At 34.0% G+C, this 21,093-nt stretch carries 24 protein-coding genes; 19 read left to right on the top strand and 5 right to left on the bottom strand.

Annotated elements, in window-relative coordinates; all coding sequences use genetic code 11:
• Positions 1 to 7 precede the first annotated feature (7 nt).
• Complete coding sequence (locus tag CD29_RS11185; RefSeq protein WP_036186674.1) at positions 8 to 1,054, top strand: LLM class flavin-dependent oxidoreductase; 1,047 nt, start codon at positions 8 to 10, stop codon at positions 1,052 to 1,054.
• Between the two features lie 58 nt (positions 1,055 to 1,112).
• Here the strand turns inward: CD29_RS11185 and CD29_RS11180 are convergent, their stop codons facing one another.
• A complete protein-coding gene (locus CD29_RS11180) occupies positions 1,113 to 1,481 on the bottom strand; it encodes a DUF3221 domain-containing protein (protein WP_036186672.1) in 369 nt (122 codons plus the stop codon).
• 89 nt (positions 1,482 to 1,570) lie between these two features.
• Here CD29_RS11180 and CD29_RS11175 point away from each other — a divergent pair, with 89 nt between their 5' ends.
• Positions 1,571 to 2,266, top strand: a complete 696-nt coding sequence (locus CD29_RS11175; RefSeq protein ID WP_036186669.1) for a DNA alkylation repair protein — start codon at positions 1,571 to 1,573, stop codon at positions 2,264 to 2,266.
• Between the two features lie 4 nt (positions 2,267 to 2,270).
• Here the strand turns inward: CD29_RS11175 and CD29_RS11170 are convergent, their stop codons facing one another.
• Positions 2,271 to 2,792 (bottom strand): methylated-DNA--[protein]-cysteine S-methyltransferase, encoded by a 522-nt coding sequence (locus tag CD29_RS11170; protein ID WP_036186666.1) that lies wholly within the window; start codon positions 2,790 to 2,792, stop codon positions 2,271 to 2,273.
• A 217-nt stretch (positions 2,793 to 3,009) separates the two neighbouring features.
• Here CD29_RS11170 and CD29_RS11165 point away from each other — a divergent pair, with 217 nt between their 5' ends.
• From CD29_RS11165 to CD29_RS11135, 7 genes are all read left to right on the top strand, one after another.
• Positions 3,010 to 4,932, top strand: coding sequence for an FUSC family protein (locus CD29_RS11165; protein ID WP_036186663.1), 1,923 nt, complete (start codon positions 3,010 to 3,012; stop codon positions 4,930 to 4,932).
• A 147-nt stretch (positions 4,933 to 5,079) separates the two neighbouring features.
• On the top strand, positions 5,080 to 5,514 hold the full coding sequence (locus CD29_RS11160; RefSeq protein ID WP_036186660.1) for a MarR family winged helix-turn-helix transcriptional regulator: 435 nt from the start codon (positions 5,080 to 5,082) through the stop codon (positions 5,512 to 5,514).
• 311 nt (positions 5,515 to 5,825) lie between these two features.
• Complete coding sequence (locus CD29_RS11155) at positions 5,826 to 6,365, top strand: NADPH-dependent FMN reductase (protein ID WP_408056619.1); 540 nt, start codon at positions 5,826 to 5,828, stop codon at positions 6,363 to 6,365.
• Positions 6,366 to 6,551: 186 nt separating this feature from the next.
• A complete protein-coding gene (gene lepB / locus CD29_RS11150) occupies positions 6,552 to 7,106 on the top strand; it encodes a signal peptidase I (protein ID WP_036186653.1) in 555 nt (184 codons plus the stop codon).
• An 18-nt stretch (positions 7,107 to 7,124) separates the two neighbouring features.
• Positions 7,125 to 7,862, top strand: a complete 738-nt coding sequence (locus CD29_RS11145; protein ID WP_036186649.1) for an alpha/beta fold hydrolase — start codon at positions 7,125 to 7,127, stop codon at positions 7,860 to 7,862.
• 16 nt (positions 7,863 to 7,878) lie between these two features.
• Positions 7,879 to 8,058 (top strand): hypothetical protein, encoded by a 180-nt coding sequence (locus CD29_RS11140; protein ID WP_036186646.1) that lies wholly within the window; start codon positions 7,879 to 7,881, stop codon positions 8,056 to 8,058.
• Positions 8,055 to 8,825, top strand: a complete 771-nt coding sequence (locus CD29_RS11135; RefSeq protein ID WP_036186631.1) for an ABC transporter ATP-binding protein — start codon at positions 8,055 to 8,057, stop codon at positions 8,823 to 8,825. Before CD29_RS11140 ends, CD29_RS11135 begins: the two co-directional genes overlap by 4 nt.
• 116 nt (positions 8,826 to 8,941) lie before the next feature.
• Here the strand turns inward: CD29_RS11135 and CD29_RS11130 are convergent, their stop codons facing one another.
• A complete protein-coding gene (locus CD29_RS11130) occupies positions 8,942 to 9,262 on the bottom strand; it encodes a MerR family transcriptional regulator (RefSeq protein WP_036186630.1) in 321 nt (106 codons plus the stop codon).
• A 313-nt stretch (positions 9,263 to 9,575) separates the two neighbouring features.
• Between CD29_RS11130 and CD29_RS11125 the strand changes: the two genes are divergently transcribed.
• The 6 genes from CD29_RS11125 to CD29_RS11100 all read left to right on the top strand — a co-directional run bounded on the left by CD29_RS11125 (position 9,576) and on the right by CD29_RS11100 (position 15,696).
• Positions 9,576 to 10,778, top strand: a complete 1,203-nt coding sequence (locus CD29_RS11125; RefSeq protein ID WP_036186629.1) for a branched-chain amino acid ABC transporter substrate-binding protein — start codon at positions 9,576 to 9,578, stop codon at positions 10,776 to 10,778.
• 305 nt (positions 10,779 to 11,083) lie between these two features.
• Positions 11,084 to 12,070 carry a branched-chain amino acid ABC transporter permease gene (locus CD29_RS11120; protein WP_036186627.1) on the top strand — a complete coding sequence of 329 codons (987 nt, stop codon included), beginning with the start codon at positions 11,084 to 11,086 and terminating at the stop codon, positions 12,068 to 12,070.
• Between the two features lie 9 nt (positions 12,071 to 12,079).
• Positions 12,080 to 13,363 carry a branched-chain amino acid ABC transporter permease gene (locus tag CD29_RS11115; RefSeq protein WP_036186625.1) on the top strand — a complete coding sequence of 428 codons (1,284 nt, stop codon included), beginning with the start codon at positions 12,080 to 12,082 and terminating at the stop codon, positions 13,361 to 13,363.
• 34 nt (positions 13,364 to 13,397) lie between these two features.
• The gene (locus CD29_RS11110) at positions 13,398 to 14,210 is read left to right on the top strand and encodes an ABC transporter ATP-binding protein (RefSeq protein WP_036186622.1); all 813 of its coding nucleotides are present in this window, start codon (positions 13,398 to 13,400) and stop codon (positions 14,208 to 14,210) included.
• Positions 14,188 to 14,895 carry an ABC transporter ATP-binding protein gene (locus CD29_RS11105; protein ID WP_036186620.1) on the top strand — a complete coding sequence of 236 codons (708 nt, stop codon included), beginning with the start codon at positions 14,188 to 14,190 and terminating at the stop codon, positions 14,893 to 14,895. Before CD29_RS11110 ends, CD29_RS11105 begins: the two co-directional genes overlap by 23 nt.
• 315 nt (positions 14,896 to 15,210) lie before the next feature.
• The gene (locus CD29_RS11100) at positions 15,211 to 15,696 is read left to right on the top strand and encodes an SRPBCC domain-containing protein (RefSeq protein ID WP_052124122.1); all 486 of its coding nucleotides are present in this window, start codon (positions 15,211 to 15,213) and stop codon (positions 15,694 to 15,696) included.
• 42 nt (positions 15,697 to 15,738) lie between these two features.
• Here CD29_RS11100 and guaC read toward each other — a convergent pair whose 3' ends face one another.
• Positions 15,739 to 16,722: a GMP reductase gene (gene guaC, locus CD29_RS11095; protein ID WP_036186618.1), complete on the bottom strand. Its 984-nt coding sequence runs from the start codon at positions 16,720 to 16,722 to the stop codon at positions 15,739 to 15,741.
• Positions 16,723 to 17,007: 285 nt separating this feature from the next.
• On the opposite strand from guaC, the gene CD29_RS11090 reads away from it, so the two are divergent.
• The 3 genes from CD29_RS11090 to CD29_RS11080 all read left to right on the top strand — a co-directional run bounded on the left by CD29_RS11090 (position 17,008) and on the right by CD29_RS11080 (position 19,082).
• Positions 17,008 to 17,244, top strand: a complete 237-nt coding sequence (locus CD29_RS11090; RefSeq protein ID WP_036186616.1) for a hypothetical protein — start codon at positions 17,008 to 17,010, stop codon at positions 17,242 to 17,244.
• A gap of 86 nt (positions 17,245 to 17,330) precedes the next feature.
• Positions 17,331 to 17,549, top strand: a complete 219-nt coding sequence (locus CD29_RS11085; protein ID WP_036186614.1) for a hypothetical protein — start codon at positions 17,331 to 17,333, stop codon at positions 17,547 to 17,549.
• A 237-nt stretch (positions 17,550 to 17,786) separates the two neighbouring features.
• Entirely contained in the window at positions 17,787 to 19,082 is a 1,296-nt protein-coding gene (locus CD29_RS11080) for an ammonium transporter (protein WP_036186611.1), read from the top strand.
• A gap of 157 nt (positions 19,083 to 19,239) precedes the next feature.
• Here the strand turns inward: CD29_RS11080 and CD29_RS11075 are convergent, their stop codons facing one another.
• The gene (locus tag CD29_RS11075) at positions 19,240 to 20,088 is read right to left on the bottom strand and encodes a DegV family protein (protein WP_036186820.1); all 849 of its coding nucleotides are present in this window, start codon (positions 20,086 to 20,088) and stop codon (positions 19,240 to 19,242) included.
• Positions 20,089 to 20,382: 294 nt separating this feature from the next.
• Here CD29_RS11075 and CD29_RS11070 point away from each other — a divergent pair, with 294 nt between their 5' ends.
• Positions 20,383 to 21,081: a GTP cyclohydrolase II gene (locus CD29_RS11070; RefSeq protein ID WP_408056618.1), complete on the top strand. Its 699-nt coding sequence runs from the start codon at positions 20,383 to 20,385 to the stop codon at positions 21,079 to 21,081.
• The last annotated feature ends 12 nt before the right edge of the window (positions 21,082 to 21,093 follow it).

The following is a 21,093-nucleotide window of genomic DNA, read 5'->3' as shown; positions in this document are numbered from 1 at the left end:
CAATTTAATGTCAAAGTTTGAAATAGGTGTATACACATTAGCAGATATAGGTCCAAATCCATTAACTGGAACGACTATAAGTGCAGAAGAACGTACGAAAGAGATTATCGAGGCAGCAAAGCTTGCAGATGATGCAGGCCTTGACATATTTGGGGTTGGTGAACATCATCGACTAGATTATGCGGTTTCGTCACCAGCAGTATTGTTAGCTGCAGTGGCTATGGTTACAAAAAAAATTCGTTTAACTAGTACTACTTCTGTGTTAAGTACATTAGATCCTGTTCGCTTGTTTGAAGATTTCGCGCAACTTGATCTCATATCTGGTGGTAGAGCTGAAATCCTTGCTGGTAGAGGTGCTTTTATAGAGTCGTTTCCGTTATTTGGCTATGATTTAAATGATTATAATGAATTATTTGAAGAACATCTTGAGTTACTTCAATTATTAAACGAAAAAGAAATTGTATCGTGGGAAGGAAAATTCCGTTCTGCACTGGTAAATGCACAAATAGCCCCCCGACCAGTTCAAAAAGAAATTCCGTTATGGATTGGTGTAGGGGGTACATATGAAAGTGCCTTACGTGCTGGTCGATTGGGAGTAGGGATGGCTCTTGCAATTTTAGGTGGGGATCCAATGCGTTTTAAATTCTTAGTTGATGGTTATTATGAAGCTGCCAAAGAAGCTGGTCATGCAAAGGATAACTTAAAAATTGGTGTGACTGGTCATACTTATATTGCAGAAACGATTGAACAAGCAAGAGATGAGTTTTTCCCATATTACGCAAACTATTGGACATATGTAAACAAACAAAGAGGTATGGGATTTAGAATTACTAAAGAAGGATTTGAAGGAATGACTGCTCCAAATAGTGCATTATTTGTTGGAGGTCCAAATGAAATTATTGAAAAAATTCTTCATCAACATGAGCTGTTCGGCCATCAAAGATTTTTAGCACAGGTAGATATTGGTGGCGTACCGTTCCGGGATATTGAAAGAACAATTGAACTCCTAGCTACAAAGGTAGCTCCAGTAGTAAGAAAAGAATTAAACAAGTAATATAACAAGTAATAAAACAAGGTAACTTTTCATCATAAAGTTACCTTGTTAAAGTTGTTTATTCGATTTGTTCGATTCGCAATACATGTGTAATTTGAGCTGGATAGGATTCCATTACCATCCCATCGTAGATAACGCGTATTTGGGACCCTTTTGGCAAATCTACTACATTAATACTTTCTAAATGATTATTGAACACTTCGTCAATATTTTTATGGGCTATCGTAAATTCTCCGCGATGGTTTATATCATTTTCAGGTATACCACCAAGATGGAGCGTGCCATTGTCATTATTTAATACGTTAGCATAAAAGGATTCAGTTAAGTATTCAGAATTATTATGTTTTCCTACGTAATAGCCAGCTATAAAAGATACAGTGATAGAAAAAATAATAATAAACAATAAAATCCACTTATTTAATTTCATGTAAAAATCCTTTCCTTTGATGTAAGTGGTAAAATACACTAAAATGATTAACTGTGTATAATATTATATGAAAATGATTGAGGTAGTAAATGGATAATACGATAAGAAAGCTATTAATTGAACAGTCTGATGAAAAATATCAGGAATTTCAATCCAAACTAATACCTAATTTACAAATTTCAAGTTTTATCGGGGTTCGATTACCTGTGCTTCGAAAAATGGCAAAAGACATTTCAAAAGGCGATTGGCAAAACTTTTTAGAACAAGCACCTGAAGAGTACTTCGATGAAGTCATGTTAAAAGGTTTAGTTATTGGATACATAAAAATGTCAATAGATGAAAAACTACAATGGATTGAATGGTTTGTACCTAAAATCTCGAATTGGTCTATTGGTGATAGTTTTTGTTCTGGACTAAAAATTTCAGAGAAAGATAGAAAAAAAGTATGGGACTTTATTATGCCATACTTAAATTCAACGAACGAATATGATGTTCGTTTTGGAGTTGTCATGTTATTAAACTATTTTGTCGAAAAAGAATATATCGTAATGATCTTAAGACTCTTTAATAGTGTTAAACATGATGGTTATTATGTAAAAATGGCAGTTGCTTGGGCAGTTTCAGTTTGTTGTATACATTTCCCAAACAAGACAATTAAGTTTCTCGGTAATAATGATTTAGATGACTTTACTCATAATAAAGCAATACAAAAAATGATTGAATCTAATCGAATTACTGAAGATACTAAAAATGAACTACGTCAATTAAAACGAAGATCAAAATAATAGGTTATTGTTTATATTGAATTCCTTCAAGCTGAAGTAATTTTTCTTTTACAGGAATACCACCACTATAACCTGTTAACGAACCATCTTTACCAAGTACACGATGACAAGGGATAATTATTGCAATTGGGTTAGCTCCAATTGCTGTCCCAACTGCTCGAACTGCTCTAGGATTTCCAATCATATTCGCAACATCAGAATAACAAATAGTCTTAGCATATGGAATTTTAAGCAAAACATTCCAAACGTCTATTTGAAAAGTAGTGCCTCTTAAGTCAAAAGAACAAGTAAATTCTTTCAATTCCCCATCTATATATTGAACTAACTCTTTGACATAAGGAGTTAGTCTTTCATCGTCTTTTAGAAGGATTCGGTTCTTCCATTTTTTATTGACCCATTTCTCAAATTCGTCAAATGGTTCATTTTGTGATCCCGTGTAACATAATCCTTTTTCTGTAGCTGCGATATACATAGACCAACCATTATACTCAAATAATGAATAAAATATTGTTTCATTTTGTCCCATTGATAACTCCTCCATTTTCTACATATTATCATGAAATTACTTACATTTAGCATAAAATTCTAATCCTGAATATTGAGAGAAATTGGTATGATATAATTCTACTATAGTATTTTTGTATAAATGTTGAGCATGATTAACGAATCTTTAGGATGATTATAACTAAAAAAGGGGATTCTGAGTGTAATTTCATGTAATTTTAAAGTAAGGAGACCGATTTGTGCAAAAAAGTAAGAAAACACCTTCATTATTTAGACAAGCAATCAGTGTAAATAAAAAACCATTTCCATGGTTAAAGGCATTTTTAGCTGGTGTAGCTGCAGGTCTTCCAATAATCTTGTTTAGTTTTTTAACTGGTAAATTTGAATATGGACTTATCGCTGGATTAGGTGGTTTTACTTATTTATATGTATTTCCAATTCCTTATGCACAATTAGCGAAAAAGTTAGCATTGGTAGTACTATCAATTACTGCTTGTGTATTTCTAGGTACTATTTTAGCCCCTTATCCTATTGCAACAGCAATTATGATGGGATTGATTGGATCAACTGCAATATTTATATTCGGTGCATTTCGATTAATTGGACCGTCTGCCATATTCTTTGTTCTTGTTTTTGCAATGACAACCGGCATGCCAGTGAAGCCTGATGATGCCTTTATTAGAGCTGGATTAGCATTCTTAGGCGGATTATTATCATTTATCATAGCTATGACTGGTTGGATATTTAACCCTTATGGTTCAGAGAAGAACATAGTTAAAAGAACGTACAATGTATTAGCTGATTATTTAGATGCTTTAGGTACAGAGAAAGAAAACGATAGACAACATCATGTAATGGCAACTTTAAAAGAGGCAAGTGAAATTCTAACCTCAGGATATCTACCTTGGAGAAGAACAGATATATTTAATCGCCTCTATGTTTTAAGTAATTATGCGCATAAAATTTTTCTATTTGTTGTGGAAAATTTTCAAAAATCAAATGAAAAAATACCTCTACAAACTGGTGAATCATTGAGGTTAATTGCAAAACTTATTGACTCTAATAATCTTCAAGATGATGCAACAATACAATTACCACATCCAAAATCAATGGAAGAAAAAAGCGCTTTGCTTTTCATGGAAATTCAGGAAGCAAAGGATAGTCTAAAACTATCCAGTGTAAATTTAAAAGAACAAGTAAATATTACTCAACCATCTGCTATAAATGTTATTTTAGGTGCATTTGATAAAAACTCGATTATTTTTATTAATGCTATAAGATTTGGTTTTTTCACGGTAATAGCGGCAATTATTGCTTATGAATTTGAATTTGAGCGTTCTTTTTGGGTACCTTTGTCCTGTGTTGCAGTGATGGCTGGGTCTACTGCGGTGGCGACATTCCACCGTGCAATCCAACGAAGTTTTGGAACCATTTTGGGGATTCTAATAGCAAGTGTCATTCTATCCTTACATCCTTCAGGATTCTTTGTTGCAATTTTGGTTTTCTTATTAACGTTCATAACTGAATTATTTATCGTAAAAAATTATGGATTAGCTGCACTATTCTTTACTCCAAATGCCCTCATCATGGCTGAAAGTGGAAACCCAGGTGTGTATTCGTTTCAATTTTTTGCTTCTGCAAGGTTAATCGATGTGGCGATTGGGGTTATAATTGGTTTAATTGGTGTTTGGTTAGTAGGAAGAAAATCTGCTTCAAGTAGATTACCACACTTAATATCCAAAACGATTCGTAGCCAAGCACAAAGTTTTTATTTACTATTTTCAGATCATAAAACACATACTAAATTTACGGAAAACATTGAGTTTAATAAAATGACAACAAATATGTTGAATTTAAAAACGGTTTATGATACGTCATCTGGTGAAATTCCGAAAGATAAACAAGCGCTAGAATATTATTGGCCAATTGTTTTTGCAATTGAAGAATTGGGCTATTTACTAGAACAGAGTTCAAGATTGAAGTATAGAACCGAATTAAGTGATGAAAAGCTAGCACAATATTTACTTGTTTTTGAAACATTAGCAAATGCGGTGGAACTAAAAATCAGTGCACCAGAAAAAAGTGTTCCCGAAATCCCTAGATTTCAAAGTATACAAATTACAATAGAAGAATTGCAAAAATATATCAAACGCCATAAATAAAACTCGTGATGATTGTTCACGAGTTTTTATTAATATTAATGCATTCTAAGTTTCGTTCATTGACAATTATAAAATATAATGGTATATTTATCTCGAATTAAAGATATATTGCTTCGAGATAGTTGGTGTGATAAGGAGGGAGCACCTTTGAACCAACAAAACAGTGCATTAAAAGCATTTACTGTTCTTTTAAGAGCAAGTCAGTCGATTCAGGACGCTTCTAGAAAAGATCATGTAAAATTAGGGCTCAATCCAACTGAATTTGCAGTTATGGAGTTCCTATACCATAAAGGTGAACAGCCCATTCAGGTTATAGGTAAGAAAATTTTAATAGCTAGTAGTAGTATCACATATGTTGTGGACAAGTTAGTTGAGAAAGGTTTTGTAAAACGAAGAGCATGCCCAACTGATCGTCGTGTAACTTATGCAGTAATTACTGTTGAAGGAAAAAAATTAATGGATGAAATCTTTCCAGCACACGTTGAAAAGATTGAGGAAATTTTTAGCATATTAACAAAAGAAGAAATAAAAATCTTAATTGATTCCCTTAAAAAGGTTGGTTATAACGCTAAAATTATTTAATTTTTAAATATCTTGAATTCAAAATTTTTGTCTTTACTAATATTATCCTATTTAAAACGTGAATAAATGGAACTATGAATGGTGAAATTATTAATGTTAAATGTTTTCCCAATTCCATTTAATAAGTTGTAAAAGGATTGATGTATGACAAACAAATTCACAATATAGCTTCTATTCAATTACGACGTATTTGATGGAATTACAGGAGGATTAACATGGGATTTTTCAGTAAATTATTTGGAAAAAAAGAAGTAGTAACTCAACAAGTAAGCAAACAAGAAGTGAACGAACAACAAAATGGAGGAAAAGAAATGTTAAAAATCGGGATCATCCTAGGAAGTACTCGTGAAGGCCGTGTAAGCCCACAAGTTGGAGAATGGGTAAAAGGAATTGCTGAATCGCGCGGAGATGCAACTTATGAAATCATCGATATCGCAGAATTCAAATTACCATTATTAGGTGAACCTGGTGGCGACGCTTCTGGTGTAGCAGCTTGGTCTCAAAGAGTTGCAAGTTGTGATGGATTCGTATTCATCGTTTCTGAATATAACCATAGTATTTCAGGTGCTTTAAAGAACGCTCTAGACTTCTTACGTGAAGAATGGAACAACAAAGCTGCTGGTATCGTAAGTTACGGTTCAGTAGGTGGTGCTCGTGCAGCTGAACACTTAAGAGGTATTCTAGGCGAGTTATTAGTAGCGGATGTTCGTGTACATCCAGCGTTATCACTATTCACTGATTTTGAAAATGGAAATGTATTCAAACCAGCTGATGTTCAAAAGCAATCTGTCAATGATATGCTTGACCAGTTAATTGCATGGAGCGGAGCATTAAAAACAGTTCGTAAATAAATAAAATAGACGAATGACTCAAAAGGGGGTTTGTAACTCCTTTTGAGTCATTTTTTCTTAATTCAACTCCTTTTGAATACAATATGTATGTTAATACTATATTAAATTGGTAGTCATTATTTTCTAAATTACGGAAAATCATGTAATATTAAATCAGTGAATGAATTGATACGAGGAGTAGGGTGAATGACAGAGAAAAAAACTTCAGCTAAAAGAGAGTTCATCTCTTGGGTATTTGCTATTATTTTTGGGATTGTTGTTGCATTTGTATGTAGAGAATATATATTTTCTCCTGTTGTCGTCAAAGGTGCTTCTATGATTCCAACTTATGAAAATAAAGATGTCATCATAGTAAGTAAAATTAGTCAACTCAACCGATTTGACCATGTCGTTTTTAAAGCACCATATGAAGATGAATACTATATTAAACGAGTGATTGGATTGCCGGGCGATACTGTAGAGATGAAAGATGATGTATTAACCGTTAATGGTGTCGAATATGAAGAATCATATGTAAATCGTGAGGATGCCAATCCTTTACAAAATCGAATTACAGAGAATTTTACACTTCAAGAAATTACAGGTGAAGATACTGTACCAGAGGGTTTTATATTCGTATTAGGGGATAATCGATTAAAAAGCGCTGACAGTAGACATTATGGGTTAATTCCAATAGATTCAATTTTGGGTGAGTCTAAGTTAAGAATATTCCCTTTTCAAAATATAAAACTGTTTTGGTAAAGGGGGAAAACAAAGCCTATGAAGATAAATACTTATGGGGATCAGAAAAATCCAATCATCCTATTCCTTCACGGTGGAGGTGTAGGAGGATGGATGTGGGAGGAACAAATTCAGTACTTTGAAAAGAATTATTATCTTCTAGTACCGGAACTCCCACTTTCTAATCCTCAGTTTACAATTAACAAAACTGCATTAGAGTTAAATCAAATCTTATATGACTACATTGAAAACCGAAAAGTTATACTCGTTGGTTTTAGTATAGGTGCTCAAATAAGTATAGAGATGCTTGGGAATGATCCTAAAATATTTTCAACTGCAATGATTAATAGCGCATTAACAATTCCAATTCAAAATCGATTTATGGACGTAACATTAAAATCTTCATATCCATTAACTAAAAGTCGACTTTTTGCAAAAGTTCAAGCTAGTAGTATGGGGGTACCTGAAAAATATTTTAATACATATTTTAAAGAATCACTGAAATTCTCAAAAGAAGCTTTTCTCAATATGATGAAAGAAAATATGAGCTTTCACGTTCCGGCATCATTCCATGAAATAGAGCTTCCTATTCTTTTTACAATGGGAAGTAAGGAACAAAATATTGTGAAACAATCTTTTGAAAAGTTGATAAACAACTCATTGAATTCAACTGGCCATGTTTTTGAAAAAGTTGCACATAATGCACCATTCAAAGTAGCTTCTGAATTTAATATAGTGCTAGAAAACTGGTTAAAGGAAGTAGTAACAAATAAATAAATCACCAAAAAAGTGGATGAAGTTTTATGGAGTAGGACTTGTTATCATTTTTATAATCCAAGGCTTTTTCTTTTGGACAGAAGATAGAGTATTATCATATTTTAATATGATTTGTGCAGGTGTAATTTTAGTATTACTAATTTCAATGATTGTAAAAGAAAAGAAAGTTAGTAAAAATAGAGGCGATATAAAATGATTAATATCGAACATATAAATGTATTACGCAATAAAAAATATATACTTAAGGATCTTTCGTGGACTGTTAATAGGGGAGAACATTGGTGCATCTTTGGTCTCAATGGTTCAGGTAAGACCACATTATTAAATGTAATTAATGGCTATGTGTACCCTCAAGAAGGTCGAGTAAGCATACTTGGTAAAGAGTTTGGAAAAACAAACTTACAAGAATTAAGAAAAGAAATTGGCTTGGTTAGTTCATCTATAAAACATGAATTCCTGAAAAATGAAAGTGTGCTGGGTGTTGTATTAAGTGGGAAATTTGCTTCTATTGGTTTATATGAAGCAGTATATAAGAAAGATGTAGAAATAGCTCGAAAATATTTGGAATTTTTAAATTGTTTACATTTAGAAGATGAGGATTATGGTGTGCTTTCACAAGGTGAGCAGCAAAGAGTGCTGATTGCAAGAGCCCTTATGGCTAACCCAAAAATCTTAATATTGGATGAGCCATGTAATGGGCTTGATATCATTGCAAGAGAAGAATTATTGATGTTTATAGAAAAAATGGCACAACAAGAGGATGGCCCCACATTAATCTATGTAACTCATCATATTGAGGAAGTTTTACCTTGTTTTACACATTCTTTATTATTAAAAAAAGGTACTGTCTTTGCACAAGGGAAGTCTGAAAACTTGTTAACTGAAGGTACCTTGTCTACATTTTTTGAGAGGCGAATTTCCGTTCAGTACGAGCAGAATCGAACATGGTTAGCAATTAAATAACATAATAGTAAAAAAGACTAATATTGATAAATCATATTTAATATAAATGTGATTTTCAAATTAGTCTTTTTTATTCATATTTAGATCGAGAGAACATAAAATTATGATTAAGTGACTTACAGTTTAAGTTGCGCATTAATTTTACCATTAATGAGGTGATTTGATAATTTAGCTTCTGCTATGAATTGCTCCCGTCCTTTTAATTCTTTACGAATCTCATTTGTCCATACTCCATCTTCAAGTCGATTTGCGATCTCTATTAAGGTTTCAATATCTTGAAATGAAAATTTTCGAAGGCCCGTTTTAGAACGTTCAGGAAAGATTAGTTTACGAGACTCGTAGTAACGAATTTGTCTTTCAGTTAAGCCAGTTAGTTCACTTACTGTACCAATCGAAATTACCTTTTTATGTTTAAACGAACCATCAGTTAATGGCATTGAATGACCTCACTTTCAAAAGATTCGGAAAAATGGATAATTCATTATATTCTACTTATTTTACTTAACGAAAACAACAAAAATCCTGTCGATGGCGTAAGAAAACGTTACACAAATAACCCTATATTTTGACAATATCCAACAAATATTCGATGTATGAAAAATATTAATGTTACAAATTACTTTGATTAATAAAAAGTGTGTAAGAACATCTGACAAGCTTAATGTGATTTAAAAATTTCATCTTTATACTTAGAAAGAACTAGTTTCAAAACTAGTAAAATAACAACTAAAAAGAAATAGGGGGTTTGCTATGAAGTTTAAAAAGGCAATTGGGGTACTTCTCTCCAGTGTACTTACGGTTGGGTTATTAGCTGCCTGTTCATCAGGTACATCTGATTCAAGTAAAGGCACAGAGACAAGTAACGGAAAAACAGTTATCAAAATAGCTACGCAATCACCACTTTCAGGTGGATCTTCAGTAATTGGAGATGCAATTAAATCAGGGGCTCAAATGAAATTAGAAGAAGAAAAAGCAAAATTTGAAGAAATGGGCTTCGTTCTTCAACTAGAGCCATATGATGATCAGGGAGATCCGAAAAAAGGTGTATCCAATGCGAACGTAATTGGTGCGGATGAAGCGATTTATGGTGTAATTGGACATTATAACTCCGGTGTTGCCATTCCTTCTTCTGAGGTGTATGAAAAATATAATCTTGTAATGGTTTCGCCGGCAAATACTGCGGTAGAAGTGACAGAGCGCGGTTTAAAGACAGTAAACCGAATTGTAGCTCGTGATGATTTACAAGGTCCTGCAGGTGCAGATTATGCGGTTAACGAATTAGGTGCAAAGAAAATTTTCGTTATTACTGACAAAACAGCTTATGGTGTAGGAATTGCAGATACATTTACTGCAGAAGCAAAAAAATTAGGTGCTGAAATTGTAGGTGAAGGTTCTGTTACGATCGGTGAGAAAGATTTCAATGGAGTAATTAACCAAGTTTTAACAGCATCACCTGATTTAGTATACTTTGGTGGTCTATATTCTGAAGGTGGAATTTTAATTAAACAAGCTCGTGACAAAGGTATAACTGTACCATTCATGGGTGGAGATGGGATGGACTCATCTGGTTTAGTTGATATTGCTGGTGATGCAGTTAAGAACACATTTATCACTTCAATCGCAGGAGACAGTAATGCGACAGAAGCTGGTAAGAAGTTCGTAGCTGATTACAAGGCGAAATTTAATAAAGATCCTGAATCATTCTCTGTATATGCTTACGATTCAATGGGTGTATTCTTAAAAGGTTTAGAGGATGCAATTAAAGCTAATGGTGGTAAGCTTCCATCTAAAGCAGATGTGGCTGCAGCAGTTCGTGCAATTGAAAATTATGAAGGTGCATTAACTACTGTAACGTTCGATGATAAAGGTGATAACGTAAATGCGAAAGTGTTTATCTATGAATTTGAAGAAGCCTCATATCCTCCAGTCCAAGTTGGTGAAGTAGGTCAATAGAAAAGCGAAGAACGCCCGCTTAGCTCCGAAAAAAACTGGAAGAACTGACAACAATGGCGCGCTCTTTGCCCTTGGTGGCAGTTCTGAAGTTTTCGAGGAGCTGGCGTTCGAAGCTAGACAATAGACCACATTCTTAATGTGCAAAAAAAGGTGTTGGGGTTTCTCTCTCAACACTTTTTCTGTACATAGGATTGGGACAACTTTAAAAAATATTATCCGAATGCATTTATCGAATTAATCGAGATGATTAATAGCATTGAATATGGTTCGCATCTAGGAAAAGATTGATTTAGGGAGGGTTTAGGATGCTTCAGGAATTATTATTCAGTTTACCTCAAGTATTAATAGATGGACTTGCATTAGGTGCTATTTATGCTGTAGTAGCACTTGGTTACACGATGGTCTATGGTATTTTACAACTGATTAACTTTGCACACGGTGAAATCTTTATGACTGGTGCTTTCATAGGAACAGGCTTCTTTATAATGCTAATGGGAATGAGCTGGGCTGCGGCAATTCCTCAATTACTTTTATTTATAATTGTAATATTAATAACTGCATCATTTACTGGATTGATTGGAGTGGGAATGGAGAGGGTTGCCTATAGACCGTTAAGAGGTGCTCCAAGATTAATTCCATTAATTACGGCAATCGGTATTTCATTTATCCTGCAAGATGTAATCCGTTTCATCGCGGAACTTACGACTGGTCGCTACATCTTAACAGGTCCTTCACTATTCTCTGATCAAATAACAATTAGTTTTTCTTCAATTTCAAGTTGGTTTAATAACGCTAGTTTTAAAACATCTTTCCTTATTGTTTTAATTACTGCAATTTTGCTAATGGTTGCACTTGATTACTTTGTAAATCGAACAAAATGGGGAACTGCTATCCGTGCGGTTTCATTAGATCGTGAGACAGCTTCATTAATGTCTATTAATGTGAATAAAGTAATTTCAACTACATTTTTTGTAGGATCTGCGCTAGGTGGAGCTACAGGTGTATTATTTGCTATGCAATACGGGACGATTGACCCTTACATCGGGTTCATCCTTGGGTTAAAAGCGTTTATTGCTGCAGTATTAGGTGGAATCGGTAATATTCGCGGAGCTATGCTTGGGGGGATTTTACTTGGTGTGATGGAAATGTTTGCAGCTGCAAATCTCTCTGTTCTAACAGGAGGAATCTTCGGTGCAGAATATAAAGATGTATTCGCGTTTGCTATTTTAATCATTGTGCTTATTTTCAGGCCAGAAGGATTACTAGGCAAACCGACTGCAGAGAAAGTGTAGGTGACTATGATGAAAGAGAAATTAATTGGCTTTTTACAAAATAAATGGTCACAAGTTATTTTATTTACATTATTTGTCGTGATTACTTCCCTATCTTTATATTTATCTCAAAAATCAGTAGTAGCCTTTTTATTGTTATTAGCATCATTACTTATTCTTTATTATATGAAATTAAAGAATTTAACAAAGTGGATCATTGGTGGAGGAATTTTATTTATCTTATTACCGATGGCGTCAAGTGGAGGACCAGCATTCCAGTCGTATATGGAAGTAGCAACGATGGTTGGAATATATGTTGCAATGGCACTTGGACTTAATATAGTTGTTGGTTTAGCTGGATTACTAGACTTAGGGTTTGTTGCATTCTTTGCGGTTGGTGCATATTCGTATGCTATTTTCGCTACACCACAAGCTTCCAACTTTATGCCGTTTGGAAGTTACCCATTAGGTGGGGAAAGCTTTTGGATCTTTTTAATTATTGGCGGTATTTGCGCTGCTATTGCGGGAGTACTTATTGGGATACCGGTACTACGTGTAAAAGGGGATTATTTAGCAATTGTAACACTTGGCTTTGGGGAAATTATTCGTATCGTGTTTAATAATCTAGATCGACCAGTGAACTTTACTAATGGTGCAATGGGTATTTCCTCTGTTACACCTCCATCTATTTTTGGTATACAGCTAGTATTTCCACACCACTTCTATTTTGTAACTTTAGTGATTCTAGCTTTTACAATCTTTGCAGTTTTACGTTTTGAACATTCAAAGCTTGGAAGGTCCTGGAAGGCCGTTCGTGAAAATGAAATAGCTGCTCAAGCTATGGGAATTCCTTTAGTTAAAACGAAGCTTTTGGCATTTGCGCTAGGGGCTACATTTTCAGGGATGATGGGAGTTGTCTTTGCAGCTAAACAGGCATTCATAGACCCAACTAGTTTCACCTTGTTAGAATCATTCACAATTCTAGTAATGGTTGTTTTAGGTGGTATGGGTAGTGTTCCTGGAGTTATTTTAGGTGCTGCTCTTGTTACAATCTTGAACTTACAAGTTTTAACAGAGCTGACAAACTGGGTAAATCAGTTAACTTTAAATGGAATCATTAATGTTCCAGATGCCTTATCACCAGCTAAAATGCAAAAACTAATATTTGGTTTACTTCTAGTAATCTTTGCATTATACAGACCTATTGGATTAATCCCTGCGAAAAACAAAAAGTTTGATGAGAAAAAGTTGAAAACAAACAGACTTGCTATCGACCGGGAAAATACTGTAGCGATAGATAAAGATAACGTTTAACTTCATTCAGCAATTCATTGTAGGAGGGGTATATATGCCGATATTAGAAGTAACAAATGTAACGAAGGAATTTGGTGGGTTAACTGCTAATAAAGATATAACGTTAAGTGTACAAGAAGGCTCCATTACTGCAGTTATTGGACCTAATGGAGCAGGTAAAACTACATTTTTTAATTTAGTAACAGGAGTATATCAACCAACTTCTGGAGAGATTTTAGTAGAGGGTAAATCGGTTGTTGGTTTAAAGCCTGATGAAGTAGCAAAAAGAGGTATTTCAAGAACATTTCAAAATATTCGCTTATTTGGAGAAATGACTGTTATTGAAAATGTTCTAGTTGGTATGCACAAACATTTAAAGACTGGTTTGCTTGGAATACTATTAAATTTACCTAGTACTAGACATGAAGAAATAGAGGCGGAAAAGGAAGCTTATCGTTTGTTGGAATATTTTGATCTTGCAGAATTGTTGAATGAAAAGGCGAAGAATTTAAGTTATGGTGCACAACGGAAGCTTGAAATAGCTCGTGCCCTTGCAACGAAACCTAAATTAATATTATTAGATGAACCTGCAGCAGGAATGAATCCAAAGGAAACAAAAGAGCTAACTGATATCATTAAGAAAATGGGCGAAGAATTTGGTGTATCGATCTTGCTTATTGAGCATGATATGAAGCTCGTTATGGAAATTTCCGAACACATTTATGTATTAGATCATGGTGAAAAAATTGCTGAAGGTAATCCAGATGATATTAGAACAAATCCTAAAGTTATCGAAGCTTACTTAGGTTCAGGTGCGGTGCAATTAGGGCAAAGGAGTGAGACAAATGCCAATACTACAGTTGAATAATATTGAAACATATTATGGTGCCATTCAAGCATTAAAAGGGATTAGTATGGAAGTCGGAAAAGGAGAGATTGTTACACTAATTGGAAGTAATGGTGCGGGTAAATCAACTACGTTAAAGTCAATTAGTGGTTTAGCAAAAGTGAAAACTGGATCGATCCTATATAAAGATAAGGATATTACAAATAGACCTCCACATGAAACAACACTTTTGGGACTTGCACATGTTCCGGAAGGTAGGAGAATTTTTGCACAATTGACTGTGAAGGAAAATTTACAAATGGGCGCGTATTCTGTCAAAGGGAAAGACGTAATACAAGAACGGATGGAAACGGTATTTAGTTACTTTCCTAGATTAAAAGAACGATTGAGTCAAAAAGGTGGAACGATGAGTGGTGGGGAGCAGCAAATGCTTGCAATAGGTCGTGCACTCATGATGCAACCGGAAGTATTAATGTTAGACGAGCCTTCCATGGGTTTAGCTCCGATTATTGTAGAGCAAATTTTTGAAATCATCCTTCAATTGAATTCTATGGGAATTACCATTCTATTAATCGAGCAAAATGCTTATCAGGCTTTAAGTATTGCTCACCGTGGTTATGTTATACAAAATGGATCTATTGTATTAACGGGAACAGGTTCTGAGCTTATTGAGAACGAACAAATTAAAGAAGCATATTTAGCTTAAAAAGTAAAACGACTATTGACTATTCATAGTCGTTTTCTCTTGTAATTGAACTTTTTATAGCACATTTCACTCACTGACCGAGTTTGACATACGACATATTAAGAATTATGCGTAAGTTTCACATAATTTTAAATATGTCGTATGTAGATTACGATTGAGAATATTTTTTAGTGTGTAAAGATACACTTGATTATTAATTACTGTAACAAAATCAGACATGATTAGTTATAACGCGGAATACTTAAAGATAACTATTCAACATTTGTTTAGAAATTAAGGTAGAATGTAGTAAATAACACTATGGAGGAAATTCAATTGACAATTGCAACTTTAATGAAAGACGAAAATGGTTATACAGCAGAGTATGTTAGACAATTAAAACAACCATCAGAAAAGGTATGGAACAGTATTACAAATAATGAGAAATTGAAAAAATGGATGGATCATTTAGAAATCGTGGATTTACGTAAAAACGGAAAAATTCTTTTTCATTACAATGATGGGTCTGATCAATTTGAAGAAATGGTCATAACAGATTATGAAGAACATTCTATGATTGAATTCGAATGGGGTGAAGACTTCGTCCGTTTTGAAGTAATACAAACTGATGAAGGGACAACATTAATTATGAAGGAATCTATTCATCATTTAACTGATCATACACCGAAAGACTTAGCGGGTTGGCAAGTTTGCTTAATGCATTTAGCTAATGTCATTAATGATGAATCGGTAGAAGTGCCGGATAATGAGTGGGAAAAGTGGTTTGAGATATACAATACCCTTTTAGAACAATATAAATAAGAAATGAGGAACTCCTTTTAAAGGGTTCCTCATTATTATTTATTAATATACTTTATCGCCGTTGAAAATAGAGTTTTTTACAATTACATAATCAACTGTACGAATAGCATCAAGTTTCGTACCGCCTGCATATGAGATTGATGATTGTAAATCTTGTTCCATTTCAATTAAAGTATCTTTCAAATTACCTTTATGTTCAACCCACATTTTCTTTCCTTCAACGTTTTTCTTCTCGCCTTTTTGGAACTCAGAAGCGGAGCCGAAGTATTCTTTATACATTTTTCCGTCTTTTACAACTGTTTGACCTGGTGATTCCTCGTGGCCAGCAAATAATGATCCGATCATTACCATAGAAGCGCCAAATCGTACAGATTTTGCGATATCACCATGTGTACGGATACCACCATCTGCAATAATCGGTTTTGTTGCAGCTTTAGCACACCAGCGTAAGGCAGCTAGTTGCCATCCACCAGTACCGAATCCTGTTTTAATCTTCGTAATACATACTTTACCTGGTCCAATACCAACTTTTGTTGCGTCAGCACCAGCGTTTTCTAACTCACGCACTGCTTCAGGAGTTCCAACATTCCCAGCAATAACAAAACTTTGTGGTAAGTGAACTTTAATATGTTTAATCATAGCAATTACATTATTAGAATGTCCGTGAGCAATATCGATCGTTATAAATTCAGGAACTAAATCCTCAATCGCTAATTGTTCGATAAATTTATATTCTTCTTCTTTTACCCCAACACTAATAGAAGCAATAAGTTTTCTTGCGTGCATATCTTTAATGAAATCAGCACGAGTTTCAGGATTGAAACGGTGCATTATATAAAAGTAGCCGTTTTCAGCTAAATTAATAGCAATTTTTTCATCGATAATTGTCTGCATGTTTGCCGGTACAACCGGTAATTTAAATCTGTGACCACCAAAAAGTATTGAAGTATCACATTCTGAACGACTGTTTACAATACATTTATTAGGAATTAGTTGAATATCTTCATAGTCAAATACGTTATCCATAAAAACACACCCCAAAAACGAATATTTTTTAATAATAGGCTATAATTGTTCGCCCTTTGGTAATTTAACCTATTTCTTCTACGATGTCAAAGCTTTTTGTGTAATTAATCTATTTAAAGTTTGTGCGATGTCAGTTATATTATGTTTTTGTAATTGATTAAAGTTATACAATTTAAGCTATTGTTCATTTCAATTAAGTTGTGTCAGAAAAGATAACATGGTATTTTTTGAATTGCATAAAGTATATCTTTTAGCCTCAAAATAATAATAGGAGGAGATGTAATTATGCCAAAAGATACACAAAATCAGCATGTCCAAGCAAGTCCACATGCAGATGGAATGCAAGAAAATATAATAAATGATTCAACTGCTTCAGCTGGAGACAAATTAAGTGTTTTCACTTATACGAAGCAAGATGAGGAATTTGGAGTGGAAAAAAATCCGTATCATTTTACTCCAATAGAAGATCCAATGATGTCACGATTTGAGAGACTAATGAAAGGTCACCAAAAGAAAGAGTAAGTAAATTTTGTTCCAACTTGTATATAGACAAAAACACAAGCCCCCGGTCCTTCTAGTCATAAACTGTTAGGAAGGGGGGCTAATCTATGCAGGATCGAATAAAAGCGTTAATAGGTCAGCCAATCGGAGTAGCATTTAAAAATGGCTTGTCAATTTCAGGTGTATTATGTGAAGCAACAGATGATGAAATTGTCCTAATGGAATACGTATATCAATCAAAATTTAGACAAAAGCATTATGATTTAGATCTGATTGATGGCATTTATATGTTTCCGAGTTATTTAACTGATAAAATGTTGAATTAAACAATACTTAAAAAAGGTCACAAGTGATTGTGACCTTTTTCGTGTTGGGGATCTTAAAAACATGCTTTCACCTTCACTTAATGTAACTATTTCTAACATTAGATAAATATCATCGAATAATGATATTGACTGTGTTTCCAAATAAGTTAAAATTAACCTATATTAATCATGTAACATTATCTAACATTAAAATTGTAATAGAAGTTACATGGAAACTAAGGGAAGGGAGAATGTTTTATGGATGTAGGTGCTGTCGTTGTTCTAATGGATAACCTTTGGGTATCCATTGGGGCCATATTAGTTTTCTTTATGATTGGGGGATTCATCTTATTAGAAGCTGGATCAACAAGAATGAAAAATGCTGGTCATATTGCTGGTAAAACAATTTTCACTGCTGGTATTGGATCTTTAGTTTTCTGGGCAGTTGGTTATGGATTTATTTATGGTGAAGGAAATGCTTTTATCGGTTTATCGAACTTCTTTTATGGTGATTATTCTGCTACTGACGGAAGTTTAACTCCTGCTGTAGATTTCACATTCCAAGTAATGTTTGCTCTAGTATCTTTAACAATTGCCTTTGGTGGTTTTGCTGAACGTGCCAAATTATCTGTATATGTCATCTTTGCTGTAGTGTTTTCAGCCATTATTTATCCAATTGTTGCACACTGGGTCTGGGGTGGAGGTTGGTTAGCTGAACATGGAAAACAGGATTTTGCAGGTTCAACAGTTGTTCATTTAACTGGTGCAATGGCCGCACTTGCTGCAACAATGATCTTAAAACCACGTATTGGAAAATACAATAAAGATGGATCTTCAAATAATCTTTTAGGTCACAATCAAGTTTACACTGCATTAGGTGTATTAATCCTTTGGGTAGGTTGGTTTGGATTTAACGGGGCATCAACATTTGGCGTAGCGGATGGATTTTTAGGCTTCGTTCTATTAAATACGCAATTAGCAGCAGGTGCAGGTGCGATTGCTGCCATGTTTACAGTTTGGGCTGTTACAGGTAAAGCTGAGGTACCAACAACACTGAATGGAGCACTGGCTGGATTAGTTGCTATCACTGCTTCTTGTGGATTTGTGGAACCTTGGGCAGCAGTAGTCATTGGAATTGTTGGTGGGGTAATGGTTGTATTCTCTATGAAACTATTTGATCGAATGAAAATTGACGATCCAATCGCTGCATTATCGGTGCATGGTACTGTGGGAGTTTGGGGTACTTTGTCAAATGGATTGTTTGCAGTTCCAGCTTTATCGACTGATATCGAATGGGGTCAAGCTGGATTATTCTATGGAGGTGGTTTTACTCAGTTAGGAATTCAAGCATTAGGGGTGGTGGCTTCAGGAGCTTTCGCATTTGCAGTTTCATTTATCGTTTTAAAAGTTTTAGATATGGTGATAGGATTACGTGTTTCAGAGGAAGAAGAAATTATGGGTCTTGATATTAGTGAACACGGAAGTTATGGATATCCAGAACAAATTGCTATTGAAGATACAAAATTAACAACAGCTGCTACAACGCAAAACTAAAGTGAAAGATGACGTTTGAAAAGTGCTTCTGAGATTCACATTTGTGAGAACCACTAATTCAAAGTTAAATCATCGAATGGCGAAGATGTTAAAAGTGAATTTTTAAAATAAGAGGTTGATTTAAAACGAGAAGAAGTTTTAAATCAACCTTTTTATTTTAGTAACGTATCCAACTTAGTCCTGTTGTCCCTTCACCGGCATGAACTCCAATTGCAGCACTAAATGGATAGATAATAAATTGAATCGTTGGGAATTGTTGTTGTAATTCTACTTTCCATCTAATAGCTTCTTGTTCATTATTACAATGAACAATTGCAACTTCATAAATTGTATGTCGTTGTAATTGATCTTCTAGTAGGTTATTTAAATAGTTTTTTGCTTTATTGAATGTGCGTACTTTTTCTTTTAGCACAACAAGTCCGTCTTCAAATGATAAAATCAAATTAAGCCTAAGTAAATTACCAATCATTGCTGCAATTCCGGGAACCCTACCACTTTTGTATAGTTGGGTTAAATTTGCAGGTACACCTGTTAAAAATATATTTTCAGCAGTTCTTTCTAAGGAGTCAATGATTGTTGGAGTATCGTATCCTGCCTTTTCTAATTCAATTCCACGTTCGATTAATTTTTCCATAGGGTAAGAGATGCTTTTTGAATCAATCGCATACACTTTAAAACCTGCTTGATGGGCAGCTGTGTATGAACTTTCATAGGTGTTAGAAAGTTTACTTGATGTGTGAATTGCAATAGCACAAGTATAGCCCTCTGATTTTAACCGTTTATATAATTCTATGGACTCCCCAATTACAGGTTGTGAAGTGGTAGGAAGTTTTTTAGCAGACTTTAGTTTTACATAAAATTGTTCAAGGGACATATCTATTGTTTCTCGTAATGGCCCATCCTCAAAAATAACAACAATAGGTAGTACAAAAATATTATTTTTTTTGATAAATTCCTCATTTAACATAGCAGAAGTATCTGTGACCCAAGCTATTTTATCTTTCAATACAATCACCAACTTTCACTCATTTCTTCATCAAAACGAATTACTGTATCTAATGAAATACATCATTTATAATTGTTATTTCAAGTATGTTCTTCTATTGTATTATTTTTAACGATTTGGTTATTCGTCATATATAAAAATACCAATTTTACATACAATAGTTTGACGCAATTTAATTATTAATGTACACTTGCTTACGAAAAGTAAGTTGTGGGATATTACAGCAGAAATGAATGGGTGATTCTTATGAAAAATCTTTTATTAGAAAATAAAAAAGAAGTATTATTTAATAAAATGAAAGTTGTACAATTTAAAGAAAAACAAACTATTTGCATAGTAGGACCTGTAAAACTACCGATTAAGCAGGGAGATTTTGAGACTACATTCCAATGGTATACTTGGTTAACAGTTGATGGGCAAAAAACGAAGGAAGACATTCTTGATTTAATCTTGAGTGAAAATTTGGCTTCGAAACAACAGTCATCTGTATTGGTATATGGTGATTTTATAAACGAAGATGATGCAATTATTCGTATGCATAGTATTTGTCATACTGGAGACATTTTTGGTAGCCAACGTTGTGATTGTGGCTATCAGTTACATGAATCGATGAAAATGGTAAAGGAACACGGTTGTGGCGCTATTTTTTACTTAGCGAACCATGAAGGTCGTGGAATTGGATTGTTTTCAAAATCATTAGCATACTTACTACAAGAAGAAGGCTATGATACTGTAGAAGCAAATGAAGCATTAGGGTTTGAAGACGATACGCGATCTTATGAAGAAGCTATTCAAGTATTAGAGTCGCTAAGAGAGAAACCTGTTACATTAATAACAAACAATCCGAACAAATTAATAGCATTGAAAAAACACGGATTATTAGCAGAAAAACATATTTCAATTTGGGGTGGTTTAACAGAAACAAATCGCCTTTATTTAAGTACAAAAATCGAAAAATCAGGACATATTGTTGATTCTAAAATTAGTGTGTAAGTAGGTGCATGT

It is taken from the genome of Ureibacillus manganicus DSM 26584 (genome assembly GCF_000772945.1).
Lineage (GTDB): Bacteria > Bacillota > Bacilli > Bacillales_A > Planococcaceae > Ureibacillus > Ureibacillus manganicus.
Note: the sequence above shows the minus strand (reverse complement) of the source record. Positions and strands in the feature narration are given on the sequence as shown.